Below are 14,399 nucleotides of genomic sequence, written 5' to 3'. Positions count from 1 at the left end.
GTTTCCATGAAAATGGCCCGACTAGGGGTGCTCTTTGATCGCAAAGCAGCGGAGCGCCGGTGGCATTACGGGTTGAATGCATTTGATCGTTACGTGGGCGAACTGTTGAACGACGCAGGCATTCCGTTTGAATGGCTTGAAGATGTTGAACAGTTGAAGCAGCGGCCATACGACATTGTAATTGCGGCGTTGACGGAAGAAAGCGAGCATACCGTTTCCGTCCTGTGGGATTACGCCGAGCAGGGCGGGTCGTTGATTTCTTACGGCGGTGTGAATGCGCTTGCCTCCAAGCTGGGCTATGCCTCGGCCAGTCCTGTCGGGGCGGGGTATGCCATGTGGGGAGAACATTATTCGAAGGCCGAAGCCGTACGGTTTCTTCGGGCGCAGCCGTGGCGTGAAGACAAGGAGCCTGCGGCTTGCAGCGAGTTCGGGACCATTGCCGTCTCGCAACCGAACGGCGTAAGCGCCGGCGCGGCGCGGCACAGCTTCCGGATCGGCGCCGGCTCGCTCGACCGCTTCGCCGTCGACGTGATCGATACGATCGTCCGGCTGCAGCAGGGAGGCATGCCCGTGCTCGAAGACGGCGCGCCTGCACCCGACGGAAGCGCTCCGCTCAACGACGGAATATTGAAAGCGGACGATCAGACGGCGATGGATTGGGAATGGGACCGGAAGACGACGGAGACCGGCGTGCCCTACTTTGCCTATCCCTATGCCGATTACTGGCGCGAAATCGTCATCGGCCATTTGCTGCGGCTCGCCGCCGGAAAAGGATTGACGCTGCCGTTCATCGGCTGCTGGCCGGAAGGCGTCGACCGCGTCGCGATGATCTCTCATGACAGCGACGGCAACAAGGACGAGTACGCGCAGGCAACGCTGGAGCTGATGAAGGAGGTCGGCGTTCAATCGTCGTGGTGCATGCTGGAGCCCGGATACAGTAAGCCGGTGTACGAGCAAATCAAGAGCGACGGTCACGAGCTCGCTTTTCATTACAATGCGCTTGAATCGCAGAAAGGCCGGTGGGGCGCCGAGGAATTCGCCCGCCAATTCGCATGGCTGACGGAAGCGGCGGAGCTGACCGAAGTCGCCTCCAATAAGAATCATTACACGCGCTTTGAGGGCTGGGGCGAGCTGTTCGCCTTTTGCGAGGCACACGGCATTCAGAGCGATCAAACGAGAGGGCCGAGCAAGAAAGGCAACGTCGGTTTTTTATTCGGCACCTGCCATCCGTATGTTCCGATCGCTTGGTCGAACGACCGAAATCGTAGTTACGACGTGCTTGAAATCGGCTTTTTGACGCAGGATCTGGACTTATCCGACCATTGGGCCGACAGCAGCGTCATTGCTCCGTTTTTGAACGGGGTCGCCGGCGTAAACGGGGTTGCGCATTTTCTGTTCCACCAGATTCATATTTATAAGCAGGAGTCTGTGCGAAACGCACTGCGCCGCGTCGTATCCGAAGCGAGGAAGCACGGATTCGTATTCTGGACGGGCAAACAGATCAACGATTGGCAGCGTGCACGCAGAAAGCTGAACATTACCGGCCTGGACGATCAGGGAGCCGTACAAGTGGCCGGGCAGTCTATTCCTGCCGGCGCAGTGGCCTGGGTTCCCGTGCCCCATGGAACGGCGGAGAAGGAAGAAGGCACGGAATTGCATTTCGGCGTCGTTTGCGTAAAAAGACCGCTTCGTTCCGAAGCCGGATCTATCGAAAGAGAGGATGATTTGCATGTCCAAACTGGCCATTGAAGGTGGTACACCCGCGCGCAGCAAGCCGCTGCCTCCGAACTATCCCGGCGCTTCGGTAATGGGAACGGAAGAGGCGGAGCAAGCGTCCAAAACGATACTCGCCCGGTCCCCGTTCCGGTATTACGGGCCCGGTATGCAGCAGTCGGTTCAAACGCTGGAAGAGACGATGGCGAGAGACCTCGGTGTCCCTTACGTGCTCGGCGTTACGTCCTGCACCGCCGCCTTGATCGTAGCGCTGAAAGCGCTAGGTATCGGTTACGGGGATAAAGTGATCGTCCCCGCCAAGACGTTCCTCGCGACACCAGGCGCCGTCGTCTGCGCGGGAGCCGTGCCGGTGTTCGTCGATGTCGACGAAAGCCTGAACCTCGATCCGCGCGATCTCGAGCGGGTCATGGACGATGAAGTGAAGGCCATCATCGCCGTTTCCATTCTCGGCAATCCCGTCGATATGGACCCGGTCATGGCTTTTGCGCGCAAGCACGGCCTGTATGTCATCGAAGATGTCGCACAGTCGTGCGGCGCGAAATATAAAGGATCGTACACCGGCACGATCGGAGATATCGGCGTGTTCAGCTTCCAAATGAACAAAATCATAACGGCGGGAGAAGGCGGCGCCCTCGTGACGCGCGATCCCCAGTTATTCGACAGGGCGGTGCGCTACCACGACCAAGGGATGTTCCGGCAAAAAGCCCGTTACGACATGGATTCTCCCGAAGAAACGAACGCGTTTATCGGCCAAAATTACCGGATGAGCGAATTGACGGGAGCGGTCATGGTAGAGCAGTGGAACAAGCTGGACGGCATCGTTGCCGCGATGAAGAAGCAATGCGGATTCATCCGGGAATCGCTTGCGGCGGAGCTGCCGACGATGAAGTTCCGTAAGCTGGCGGATCCTGACGGCGATATCGGTTCGAATCTCGGCATGATTTTGCCTTCCGCCGAAGCGGCGCAGCAGTTTGTGAAGGCGCTCCATGCGGAGCGAATCGGCGTGTATATATTGTACGGCGGCAAACCCGTTTATATGATTCCGCAGCTGTTCCATCAGCGGACGGCGGAGAAAGACAGCTTTCCGTTCAATTACCCGTTCGAACAGCCGGTCGTCTATACGGAACACATGTGTCCGAATGCGGTCGATTTGATACCGCGAACCGTCTATTTGCCCGTCAGCCCGACGCTGACGGATCAGGATGCTCGCGAAATCGTGGAAGGCATCGTAAAAGTATATAAGCACTTTTTCGTTCAGGTATAATTACGAATTCGTACAGGGGCAGGGAGGGATCGGGATGGAAAACCGGGAGCGTAAGCTGGCGCTGCATGGAGGGGCGAAAGCCAAAACGTCGCCGTTCGGCAAAGGCAAGCGATTCGGGCTTGAGGAAGCGAAGGAGCTGCTTGAGGCACTCGAGCAAAACACGTTGTTTTATCACGGCGGCAAAAAAGTAAAGCAATTTCTGCACGATTTCAACGAATTGTACGGCGTCCAATACAGCGTAGCCGTTTCTTCGGGGACGGCGGCGATCCACGTCGCCCTCGGCGCAGCCGGGATCAGCGTCGGAGACGAAGTCATTACGAGCCCGATTACGGATCAGGGGACGATTGTCGGCATTTTATATCAAAACGCAATTCCGGTCTTTGCGGACCTGGACCCGCATACGTACAACATGGACCCGAAATCCGTAGAGGCGCGCATTACGGACAAAACGAAAGCGATCGTTGCCGTACATTTGGCCGGCAATCCTTGCGATATGGATGCGATCATGGATATCGCGCGCAGGCACGGCCTGAAAGTGATCGAAGATTGCGCGCAAAGCTATCTTACCCGGTACAAAGGACGGCTCGCCGGCACGATCGGTGATTATGGGTGCTTCAGCACGAACGACTTTAAGCATATGTCGACCGGCGACGGGGGCATCGTAACCGTCAACTCCGGCAGCGAGGCCGATTACTATGTCGCCCATGCCTTCGCCGATAAAAACTATCAGCGGTTTGGCGACGCGGTATCTCGCGACTTGACGTATTTGGCGCCGAATTATCGGATGACGGAGCTTCAGGGGGCGGTCGGCATCGCCCAATTGAAGAAGCTGCCGTGGATATGCGAGCAGCGGCACCGGTACGGCGACCGGCTGACGGAAGGCATTCGAGACTTGCCGGGGATTGAGCCGCACCGCATTACAGAGGATGCCTGGAGTTCCTATTGGTTCTATATGCTGCGGGTGGACGAGGCGAAGCTCAGCTGCACGCGTAACGAGTTTTCCAAGGCGCTGGCCGCGGAAGGCATTCCGAATTCAGCCGGCTACATTCCGAAGGTCGTCTATATGCAGCCGTTGTTTCAGAACAAGCAAGCTTATTTAAACAGTCATTTTCCGTTTGAATTGTCGACGGCCTCTTACGAGCAGGGGTTGTGTCCGGTGGCGGAAACGATCTTGGAGACGGCGGTACGCCTGCCGGTCAATGAGTTTTATACCGAACAGGATTTGGAAGAGACCGTTCAAGCCATCCGGAAGGTTGCGGAATATTACAGCCGGTAACGTGCGAAAAAACGCATATTGCTTATAGAAGTGATTTTTTTGATAGCTGCTGAAAGAGAACTCCTTCTGCAATGGATGGGCAGGCTGCCGAACAAGGCACCTGCCTTTTTATGTTTGGGCAAGCCTGTGTTTATCCGATCCGCTTATGGAATGGGAAAAATGGGAAAACTATATCGTACCGGATTCAATGCGTTTCGGGGAAACAGCGAAAGGGGGAGAGCGAATATGAAACCCTTTGAATACGGCAAAGACAATGATATAGGCTACAGGGAAATTTTATATTCCATTCCTTCCTGGGTTATTGCCGTAGGCTTGCTTACGATTCCGAATACGGTGGCGAGCACATCGCATTCGTCGGACGGTTGGATTTCCATCCTGATCGGCGGACTGGGCGCCATTGCGTTTTGTCTGATTAATATTTTGCTCGCATACCGGTTTCCCGGTCAAAGCTTGCTGGCATACGGGTCTGCTTTACTATCCAAACCGGCGGCCTTTTTCATTTGTATGGCGATGGCCGGTAACTTCTTAATGTGGGTATCGTACGAGACGCGAGCGATGGCGGAAATCGCTACGATGTATTTATTTCACCGAACGCCTCCGGAAGTGATCGCGCTTGTTTTTTTGCTGGTCGTCATCTATGCGGTGGCTGGGAAGCGGGCGGGATTATTCCGGCTTCATTTGATGTTCCTGCCGATTATCATTACGATCGCACTCATTGTTCTTGCAATGAGCATTAGATCTGTCGAGACCGAACGATTGTTGCCCTTCTGGACGTCAAGTTGGAAACAAATTCTCGAGGGTGTGAAGGTTAGCTCGTTTTCGTTTGTCGGCTTTGAATTTTTGCTGTTTTATATCCCGCTGATGAAACAGCCCCGGAAACCCGTGAAACTGGCCGTTATCGGCATGGGCATTCCGGTTGTACTCTACCTCGTTTTCTTTTTGGTTACGATAGCGGTTCTGGGACTGGAGGTGACGAGCAACGTACCGTTCCCGTCGATCGAACTGGCGAAATACAACGAAATTCAAGTGCTGGGCATGATCTTTGAACGGTTTGAATCCGTGTTTTTCGTCGTATGGATTATGGCTATCATCAGTACGGCGATGATCGGTCTGGACGTGGCCGTTGTCGGTCTGCAATCCGTTTTTCCGCGCATGAACAAAAGAAACTGGATTTTTATGCTGACCCCGTTTGTTTATGTGGCCTCCTTCGTGCCGAAGGATCAAAGTGAATTGAACGCTTTCGGCAACTTTCTCAGCTATACGGGCCTGGTCACGGGCTGTGTCATTCCGACGATTCTGCTCATCGTCGCACTCAAAAAAAACAATAACAATAGCTCCAAAACATAATTTGGCGGACCCCGGAATTTGCGACAACGTTTCTGTTCGAGAAGCGATTGTCGCTTTTTTTTGTGAATCGCTTCCGTATCCATGTTCCGAATCGCCGGTGGAAAATGAACAAGTATTTGAAATAATTGCGGCGAAATGACAATAAGCAGTAAAGATTTTAATAAAAAATTGACCTACAATGAAAGCGGATAACAGAAAAGGGAGGAACTCCACGATGCTTGCTGTCCCGTCTTTCCAAATGCCCGAGGTTCGGCTTCCGCGAATTCCGAAGGCAGAATTTCATATTACCGATTACGGCGCTGTCGGGGACGGAATCACGATAAACACCGCAGCTTTCGCATGTGCGATCGATGCTTGCGCAGCGGCCGGAGGAGGAAAAGTCGTCATCCCGCCAGGTATATGGCTTACCGGCCCGATCGGGCTGAAAAGCTACGTTGAGCTGCACGCCGAGCGCGGCGCACTCGTTACGTTCAGCCCGAACGCCGAGGATTACCCGCTGATCGTATCCCGCTGGGAAGGGAATCAAGCGGTAAGGTCTACGCCTCCGTTGCACGGAACCGGGCTGGAGCATGTCGCGATTACAGGTGAAGGGATATTTGACGGCAACGGGGACGCCTGGAGACCGGTCAAACGATTCAAAATGACGGAAATTCAGTGGAATGCGCTGCTTCGCTCCGGAGGAGCGGTCGACCAAGAAACCGGAATTTGGTGGCCGAACGAAGGAGCGATGCAGGGGGCAAAGGCAGTTGCGGAGCTGACCGCGTCGGGGAATCACAATCCGGACGATTATGTTCCGTACCGATCGTATTTACGGCCGGTGCTGCTCAGTCTCAGAGGCTGCAAGCACATTTTGTTAGATAGTCCGACGTTCCAAAATTCACCCGGATGGAACCTGCATTTGTTCGACTCTGAACATATAACGATCCGCCGCGTGACCGTTCGCAATCCATGGTATTCCCAGAACGGCGACGGGCTGGATTTGGAATCTTGCCGCCATGCACTGGTCGAAGACAGCGCGTTTGACGTCGGGGACGACGCAATCTGCATGAAATCCGGGAAGAACAAGGAAGGCCGGCTGCTCGGCAAACCGGTCGAATATGTCACGGTGCGGCGCTGCACGGTGTTTCACGGACACGGCGGCTTCGTTATCGGCAGCGAAATGTCCGGCGGCGCGCGGTATATGGACATTTCCGATTGCGAGTTCGTCGGCACCGATTGCGGGCTTCGCTTCAAGAGCACCCGAGGCCGCGGCGGCGTCGTGGAGCATATTCGTATCCGCAATATCCGCATGAAAGATATCGGCGGTGCGGCGATCAGCTTTAATATGTTTTACGAGCAAAAACAGCGCGATACGAGCGAAGTGCCCGTTTCGGAAGAGACGCCCGTATTCCGCGGCATGGACATCGAGGACGTGCACTGTGTCGGAGCCGGTACGGCCATTGAACTGAAGGGGCTTCCGGAAATGCCGATACGGCATCTGTCGTTCCATAACGTCCTGATCCAGGCGGATCACGGCGTTGAGTGTAAGAATGCGGCGGATATCGTGTTCGAACGGGTGACGGTACTGCCGAAGTCCGGCACGGTGTGGGACATTACGGACAGCCGGAACGTGACGTTCCGGGAATGCGGCACGGCGGGGCAAGCCGATCTGTTTGCTTCCGTATCCGGTTCGAAATCGGAAGGCATTCAATTCTCGGACTCGAAGCTCGGGGAAGCGGCGGCGACGCTCAGGCTGGCGGGCGACGTAAAGCCGGGTGCCGTGAAGGGGTTGTAGCAATGGGCCCGATCCGCTGGAAGCCTGTGCGGCGAGCCGTGATTTGCGGTCTTTGTCTGATCGCCGTATCCGGCTGCGCGAATGAAAGTTCAGAACCGGTGGGACAAGGGGCCGTTCCCGCGGAAGCGGCCGACCCATCCCCGTCACAACAAGGAGGAGTGCCCAAGATGAGCAAACGTTATGTCGTCGCTGCCGACGGTACGGGCGAATACCGGACGGTTCAATCGGCGGTCGACGCCGTTCCTGCCGCGAATCGGGAGCCGGTTACGATCTATATTAAAAACGGCGTGTACGAAGAAAAGCTAACCGTTCCTGCCGGGAAACGTTTTATTCGCTTCGAAGGAGAAAGCAAGGAGCGTACCGTTCTTACGTACGGGGATTACGCATCGAAGAAAGGGGCGGATGGAAAGGAACTCGGGACGACCGGCAGCTCCAGTACGTTTATTTACGCGGATGATTTCACGGCGGAAAATATAACGTTCCGCAATACGGCGGGACCTGCCGCCGGGCAAGCGGTGGCGCTTTACGTAAGGGGTGACAGAGCGGCCTTCCGCAGCGTAAGGATCATCGGGCATCAGGATACATTATATACGCCAGGCGAGGGCCGCCAGTATTACAAAGACTGTTACATCGAAGGCACGGTCGATTACATCTTCGGCTCGGCAACCGCCTTTTTCGATCAATGCGTCATTCACAGTACACGATCGGGATTCGTTACCGCGGCCAATACGCCGGAAAACGCCGAATACGGGTACGTGTTCAAGGATTGCCCTCTGACAGGCAATACGGAAGCGGCTAGCGTCTATTTGGGCAGGCCGTGGCGGCCGTTCGCCCGCGTTGTATTCACGAACGCTTGGATGGATGCGCACATCAAGCCGGAGGGCTGGCACAATTGGGGCGATCCCGAGAAGGAGAAGACGGCGAAATACGCCGAACACCGAAGTACCGGGCCTGGAGCGAATCCCGATGCGAGAGTCGGCTGGTCTTCGCAATGGAACGATGAGCAAGCCGCAAGTCTGACAGTGCACGAAGTGCTGGGCGGAAAGGACCATTGGAACCCGGCGCAGGCGTTTCGAGATCCCGTTTCGTAAACGCATACAGAAAACGCATACATAATTAATGTCGATTGTTTGGCGGCACGGGCGATAAGAGAACAATTATCGCAAATTTTCTTAATAAAAGCGCAAATTTCACTAAAGATTGGCTACTTTTATTATGTTACTGTTAATTTGTGCTTACAAATAAAGCGCTTTCCAGAGGGTTTCAAATAAAAAAGGGAGGTTTATTCATGATAAGAAAAAGTTTGTTGGTTTCATCCGCAGTACTCATCGCTTTGCTGTCCGCATGCAGCGCCAAGCAGGAGCAGCCCGGGGCAGGATCGACGCAGCAGCCTGCCGCTAGCAAGGAGCCGGTGGAGCTCGTCCTTTATTCGACGGCGGCCACCTCGGAGGAAGAGGTCAAAGCGAAATTCACCGATCCGATCGAGAAGCAGTTTCCGAACATTAAAATCAAATATATTAAAAAAGGAACCGGGACGAATATTAACGAGCTGATCGCCGCCGGGCAGACGATCGATATTTACTATGAAAGCGTTAACTTCTTCAATACGGTCAATACGTACCAGATCGGATACGACATGACGGATCTGCTCAAAAAGCACAATGTCGACGTGAACGCTTTCGAGCCGACGATGATCGACTATGCGAAAGCGATGTCCGGCGGAAAAGGAATCTACGGCATCCCGGTTTGGTCGCAGAACGTCATTCTGTTCTATAATAAAGACATTTTCGATAAATTCGGCGTATCGTATCCGAAAAACGGCATGACGTGGGACGAACTGACGGAAACGGCCAAGAAGCTGACGAGATCCGAAGGCGGCAAGCAGTATTTAGGCTTTGTGGGATCGCCGTCGCATTTGCTGAGAGCGAATCAATTCTCGCTTACGATGCTGGATCCGAAGACGGACAAAGCAACCATCAATGCGAATGAAAAATGGAAGCAAATTTATCAAACGTACTTCGTGAACACGTCTACCGATCCGGGATACCAGAAAGTGATGGAAAGCATCAAAAATAAACTGCCGTACAAGGATCAATGGAACAAAGACCGCAATTTGGCCATGTTCGCATACTTGTCCGACTTCGAGTGGGCCACGACGGGGACCGATGGATTGAACTGGGACATTGCCGCGCTGCCGACCTTCAAGGATGCCCCTAGCATTGGTTCACAAGCGTATCCGTTCTATTGGGGCGTCACGGCGCAGAGCAAATATAAGGACGAAGGGATGCAGGTCATCAAATTTTTGACCGACAAGGATTACCAGACGAAGCAAGTGAAGAGCGGCACGATGACTTCCCTTAAGGACGATGCGATCAAGAAAATGTTGGGCCAGGACAGCAAGGTCAAAGATAAAAACTTGAGCGCGGTCTTCTTCAACAAGTATGCGCCGATGCCGACCAAGTCGAATTATGAAGGGGACGCGCAAAAGCCTTACGAGGATGCGATTCACGAAGCGGCGCTCGGCAGTACGGATATGAACACGCTGTTCCGCAAAATCGAAGAGACGGCGAACAAAGCGGTTAACGATGTAAAGTCGAAAAACAAATAATACCGGACCGGCAGGCATTCGGATAGAGAAGAGAGGGGCTTTCCTTCATCAATACAAAGCGGAAAGCCCCCGGGGAGGGAAAACAAACTTATGGAGCAACAAACATCATGGGCCGTGCAAACGGCGGAATCGATCATGTCGGCGTCCGATCCGCAGGGATATCATCCCGAGCTGGCGAAGCGGTGGGCGTATGTGCCCGGCATGACGCTGCTTGCCTTTGCGCGCTTATGGCGGCAAACCGGCGAGCGGAAATATTACGACTACGTGAAGAAGCATATGGATTTGTTCTTACAACCTGACGGATCGATTCGCGGCTATACGATTGAAGAATACAACCTGGATCAGGTCAATCAGGGCAAAGTGCTGTTCCCGCTGCTTCACGCTACCGGCGAGCCGAGGTTCGAGAAGGCAGCGCATTTGCTGGCGGCACAGCTGAAAGGCCAGCCGAGAACGAGCGAAGGCGGTTTTTGGCACAAGAAGGTATACCCGTTCCAGATGTGGCTTGACGGACTGTACATGTCGTCCCCGTTTCTGGCGGAATATGCGAAGACATTCGGCCGGCCGGAGCTGTTCGACGAGGTTGCCACCCAGATTTTGCTGGTGGAGCGGAATACGCGGGACCCGAAGACCGGACTGCTGTATCACGGTTGGGACGAGAGCGGGGAGCAGCGGTGGTGCGATCCGCAAACGGGCAGATCGCCCCATTTCTGGAGCCGGGCGATGGGTTGGTATACGATGGCCGTCGTCGACGCGCTTGAGCATTTTCCGGTCGATCATCCGAAGCGCGGCACGATTTGCGGCATTTTCGAACGGATGGCGGGCGCTTTGGAGGAGGTGCAGGATCCGGAAACCGGCCTGTGGCATCAAGTGCTCGATTGCGGCGGACGAGAGGGGAACTATCTGGAAGCTTCCGGGTCCAGCATGTTCGTGTATGCGATCGCCAAGGGCGTCCGTCTCGGCTACTTGTCGCGTAAGTTCAAGTCCGTTGCAGGCAAAGGCTTCCGGGGCTTGCTCGAACGTCTCGTGGAAACAAACGACAGTGGGCTTCATCTGCACCGGATTTGCAACGGAGCCGGTCTGGGCGGCAAGCCGTACCGCGACGGCAGCTATACGTATTACGTCAACGAAGCGATCGTCAGCGACGTGTTCATGGGTCTCGCCCCATTCATGCTGGCGAGCATGGAGATGGAAACACAGCAATAATTATGACGTTATTCAAAGCTGTGCAGCCCGGCATGTCCATAATGCCGTATATCTAAGCGAAGCCGCAATGAAAGCCGGCACCTGTTCTTCACAGGTGCCGGTTTTGTTTATTTCCATTTTTCTTTGTCGTGAGTCCCAACATCGTATATCATAAAAGTACAATGATCCCGATATGAGACGAGCGTTCTGACTGACTGTAAGAGATGCGGGATTTTAACGATTAGGGGGATGGAACGGTGTACACGGTCTTAGTTGCCGAGAACGAGCCGTGGGTGCTGAAAGGCATCGTCGAGATGGTGGAAGCGGCCGGCGAGGAATTTGAAGTGGTAGGGGCATGCAGCAACGGGGAAGAAGCCTGGAGCATGATCCAGGAGGTGTGGCCCATGCTGCTCATTACCGATATTATGATGCCCGAGCTCGACGGGCTGTCTTTGATTAAACGGGTTGCCGAACACCGTATTCCGCTCGGTTCCATCATTATTAGCGGTTATGACAATTTCCAATACGCCCAGCAAGCGATCACCTACGGCGTTGCCGAATACATGCTGAAACCGGTGGAATTCGGCGACCTGATCGAGTCGTTAAACCGCTGCAAGGAAAAGCTGGAGTCCGTTAGGGGCATGAATCAATACATCGTGAAATTTCAAAACTTGCTCGACAACAGCCGGGGCATGCCGCCCCAATGGGCTATGCAGAAGCAGGAGGAACTGATCCGGTCCATTCTTCGAATGAATTCAATGAACAAGCATGCGCGATTGAATCTGCTGCATATTTTCGAACAAAAAGTGAAGCAGCTGTTGAAAGATTTCGGCATCCGCTTTCATGACTTGCCCAGGGGATCATTCGAAGACGACGCTGCCCTGGTGAATTACCACAAAGCTTTGCTGGAAAAATGGTATTTGGAATATCCGAAATCGGTCAAAGCGAGTATCCCTATCGCCATCGAGCGTTCTTGCCAATACATTGCCGAACATCTCAGGGAAGAGATTACGCTAACCGAGATGGCCGAGCGTTCTAACTTTAGCGTCTCTCATTTCAGCAGTTTATTCAAAAAGCATACCGGGAGCTCCCTTGTCAGCTATGTCAACGGACTTCGGGTGGAAGAAGCGAAAAAACTGCTCCTGTCCTCGTCTTATGCCGTGGCCGAAATTGCGGACATCGTCGGCTTCTCGACGACGCCTTATTTCACGAGAACATTCAAAGCCGCGGTAGGGGTGTCTCCTCTCGAATACAGAAAGAGGCTCAGTCCATGAAGAGATGGCGCAACTGGCACTACCGCTGCTCGATCAAGACGAAGATATTGACGCTTGTGCTCTCGGTAAGCTTTCTGTCGATTGTGATGATGGCGGCATTTACTTCTCATTACTACACGGAAGCGGCCAAAGCCGATTTTTATGTGATGGCTCAAGACTCGACGGCGCGAATCAATCACCAGCTGGACCGGTATTTCAAACAATTGGCGCAATCGACTTACGCATCGATTGCAGGTCCGCTGCCGTCGCAATGGCTTGATCATAACCCGGAGAGCGGAATGCTGCAAAGCTGGCTTCAGGACGGCGGCCGATTTAACCGGGAGCAAGAGGCGCTTGTGGAAGGCATCATGACGAGGTACATCGCCATCAATTACTCCAATATTATCGGCATCGTTCTCCGCTCGACGGACAATCGTCTTGCTTACTCGAAAGACAATTCGCTGAATGTTTCCATGACCGGCTCGGCACCGTGGTTTAAGAGCGGCTTGTTCGAAAACCTCACGGTCGTCCCGTTTTACTACAATCCGAACAGCGTTTATGCCGCATACCCCTTAATTACGCTGATCGTTCCCGTCTATGATCCGGATTCGCTGAAGCTGACAGGCAATCTGAACATTGCCATGTCGATCACCGAGGTTCAAAGCATTCTCGGGCAGGCGCGTCTGGGGCAAACCGGTTACTTCTTCATTGTCGATTCCAAGGGGGAAATCGTTTACCATCCGGATGTGGAATTGGCAGGTCGCGCCTTGCAAGATACGTATCTGAGCGGGCTGAAGCTATCGGAGAAGAATGATACGTACGAGAAGAACGGAGAAACGATACTTGTGTCGCACAATCGTTCGGAGCTGACCGGCTGGAATATCGTGGCCTACGTGCCGATGAGCGAGATGGCCACGGGGCTGAACATCGCCAGAAATTCGACGCTGGTGATTTTGTCCGGCATCGTTTTGCTGTCGCTGCTCTTTATTCCTCGGCTAGTCGATTGGGTAGTGCGGCCGATTATTCGGTTAAGAAACTTGATGAAGCGGGTAGAACGCGGGGATTTATCCGCGAGCGCGGAGGTCCTTCCAGGGAAAGACGAGATTCAGCAGCTTAACGGCAGCTTCAACCAAATGACGGCAAGATTGAGGGAACTCATTCATACTGTTCACGATTTGCAAATGAAGGAAATGCAGCAGCAATTGAGGCAACGGGATGCGCTGATCCAGGCGCTTCAAAATCAAATTAATCCCCATTTGCTCTATAATACGCTCGAAATAATCAAGAGCATTGCATTTATCGAAAAAGTGCCGACCATCGAGAAGATGGCTACCAATTTGGCCAGCGTGTACAGGTACACTTCGAAGATGCCCCGTTCGGAGGTGCTGCTGCGGGACGAACTTCGCGTTCTGCAAAAATATCTTGAGATTATCCGCATCCGGTTCGGACATAAATTCAAAAGCGAAATTATCGTCGATGAACAATATATGGAGCTGCATATCATAAAGCTCTCCCTTCAGCCTATTGTCGAGAATTGCGTCAAGTATGCGGTTGAGCCCAAAAACGGCAATGCGACGATTCGCATTACCGCTTACGAAGAAGAGGACGTTTTGGTGCTTGAAGTAGCCGATAACGGAAACGGATTTTCCCGCGAAGCGCTGCAGTCGCTCCAAGAGAATATGCGGTATGCCGAGGAGCCATTCGGACCTGTACCCGAAGAGCAATCCGTCGGGATCGCGAATGTGCATGCCAGAATGATTTTGAATTACGGGACTTCATATGGTGTCCGTGTCCATTCGGTGGAAGGCATGGGAAGCATACTGTCTCTTCGATTTCCGAAAAGGGTCCGTGCAAGTTCATAAAATCGGATAAAAAGACCGTAATTTTGTGAAAAAGCGTATTTTTTGCAGTGATATAATGGAAACTGCGGAGGAAACATATAACAACCCAAACGATAACGA

General features: G+C 53.5%; 10 protein-coding genes. All 10 read left to right on the top strand.

What is annotated here, in order from left to right:
• The first annotated feature begins 6 nt into the window (after window positions 1-6).
• A complete protein-coding gene (locus tag ACFQI7_RS03180; RefSeq protein ID WP_218096947.1) occupies window positions 7-1,749 on the top strand; it encodes a polysaccharide deacetylase family protein in 1,743 nt (580 codons plus the stop codon).
• Window positions 1,730-2,998, top strand: coding sequence for a DegT/DnrJ/EryC1/StrS family aminotransferase (locus tag ACFQI7_RS03175; protein ID WP_218096946.1), 1,269 nt, complete (start codon window positions 1,730-1,732; stop codon window positions 2,996-2,998). The genes ACFQI7_RS03180 and ACFQI7_RS03175 overlap by 20 nt, the downstream gene beginning before the upstream one ends.
• 34 nt (window positions 2,999-3,032) lie before the next feature.
• A complete protein-coding gene (locus tag ACFQI7_RS03170; protein WP_218096945.1) occupies window positions 3,033-4,274 on the top strand; it encodes a DegT/DnrJ/EryC1/StrS family aminotransferase in 1,242 nt (413 codons plus the stop codon).
• A gap of 225 nt (window positions 4,275-4,499) precedes the next feature.
• The gene (locus ACFQI7_RS03165) at window positions 4,500-5,621 is read left to right on the top strand and encodes a GerAB/ArcD/ProY family transporter (protein ID WP_218096944.1); all 1,122 of its coding nucleotides are present in this window, start codon (window positions 4,500-4,502) and stop codon (window positions 5,619-5,621) included.
• Window positions 5,622-5,835: 214 nt separating this feature from the next.
• Window positions 5,836-7,395, top strand: a complete 1,560-nt coding sequence (locus tag ACFQI7_RS03160; RefSeq protein WP_218096943.1) for a glycoside hydrolase family 28 protein — start codon at window positions 5,836-5,838, stop codon at window positions 7,393-7,395.
• 2 nt (window positions 7,396-7,397) lie between these two features.
• On the top strand, window positions 7,398-8,486 hold the full coding sequence (locus tag ACFQI7_RS03155; protein ID WP_230414603.1) for a pectinesterase family protein: 1,089 nt from the start codon (window positions 7,398-7,400) through the stop codon (window positions 8,484-8,486).
• A 197-nt stretch (window positions 8,487-8,683) separates the two neighbouring features.
• Window positions 8,684-10,003, top strand: coding sequence for an ABC transporter substrate-binding protein (locus tag ACFQI7_RS03150; RefSeq protein WP_218096942.1), 1,320 nt, complete (start codon window positions 8,684-8,686; stop codon window positions 10,001-10,003).
• Between the two features lie 90 nt (window positions 10,004-10,093).
• Window positions 10,094-11,206: a glycoside hydrolase family 88/105 protein gene (locus tag ACFQI7_RS03145; protein WP_218096941.1), complete on the top strand. Its 1,113-nt coding sequence runs from the start codon at window positions 10,094-10,096 to the stop codon at window positions 11,204-11,206.
• 236 nt (window positions 11,207-11,442) lie between these two features.
• Complete coding sequence (locus tag ACFQI7_RS03140; RefSeq protein ID WP_218096940.1) at window positions 11,443-12,459, top strand: helix-turn-helix domain-containing protein; 1,017 nt, start codon at window positions 11,443-11,445, stop codon at window positions 12,457-12,459.
• Window positions 12,456-14,300 (top strand): sensor histidine kinase, encoded by a 1,845-nt coding sequence (locus ACFQI7_RS03135; RefSeq protein WP_218096939.1) that lies wholly within the window; start codon window positions 12,456-12,458, stop codon window positions 14,298-14,300. Before ACFQI7_RS03140 ends, ACFQI7_RS03135 begins: the two co-directional genes overlap by 4 nt.
• Window positions 14,301-14,399: the final 99 nt, after the last annotated feature.

Origin of the sequence: Paenibacillus allorhizosphaerae (assembly GCF_042659105.1) — a bacterium.
Lineage (GTDB): Bacteria > Bacillota > Bacilli > Paenibacillales > NBRC-103111 > Paenibacillus_G > Paenibacillus_G allorhizosphaerae.
This window is presented reverse-complemented; position numbering and strand designations above follow the sequence as displayed.

Coding starts and splice junctions, on each gene's coding strand:
- ACFQI7_RS03180 (WP_218096947.1), top strand. CDS start 7: ATGAAAATGGCCCGACTAGGGGTGCTCTTTGATCGCAAAGCAGCGGAG.
- ACFQI7_RS03175 (WP_218096946.1), top strand. CDS start 1,730: ATGTCCAAACTGGCCATTGAAGGTGGTACACCCGCGCGCAGCAAGCCG.
- ACFQI7_RS03170 (WP_218096945.1), top strand. CDS start 3,033: ATGGAAAACCGGGAGCGTAAGCTGGCGCTGCATGGAGGGGCGAAAGCC.
- ACFQI7_RS03165 (WP_218096944.1), top strand. CDS start 4,500: ATGAAACCCTTTGAATACGGCAAAGACAATGATATAGGCTACAGGGAA.
- ACFQI7_RS03160 (WP_218096943.1), top strand. CDS start 5,836: ATGCTTGCTGTCCCGTCTTTCCAAATGCCCGAGGTTCGGCTTCCGCGA.
- ACFQI7_RS03155 (WP_230414603.1), top strand. CDS start 7,398: ATGGGCCCGATCCGCTGGAAGCCTGTGCGGCGAGCCGTGATTTGCGGT.
- ACFQI7_RS03150 (WP_218096942.1), top strand. CDS start 8,684: ATGATAAGAAAAAGTTTGTTGGTTTCATCCGCAGTACTCATCGCTTTG.
- ACFQI7_RS03145 (WP_218096941.1), top strand. CDS start 10,094: ATGGAGCAACAAACATCATGGGCCGTGCAAACGGCGGAATCGATCATG.
- ACFQI7_RS03135 (WP_218096939.1), top strand. CDS start 12,456: ATGAAGAGATGGCGCAACTGGCACTACCGCTGCTCGATCAAGACGAAG.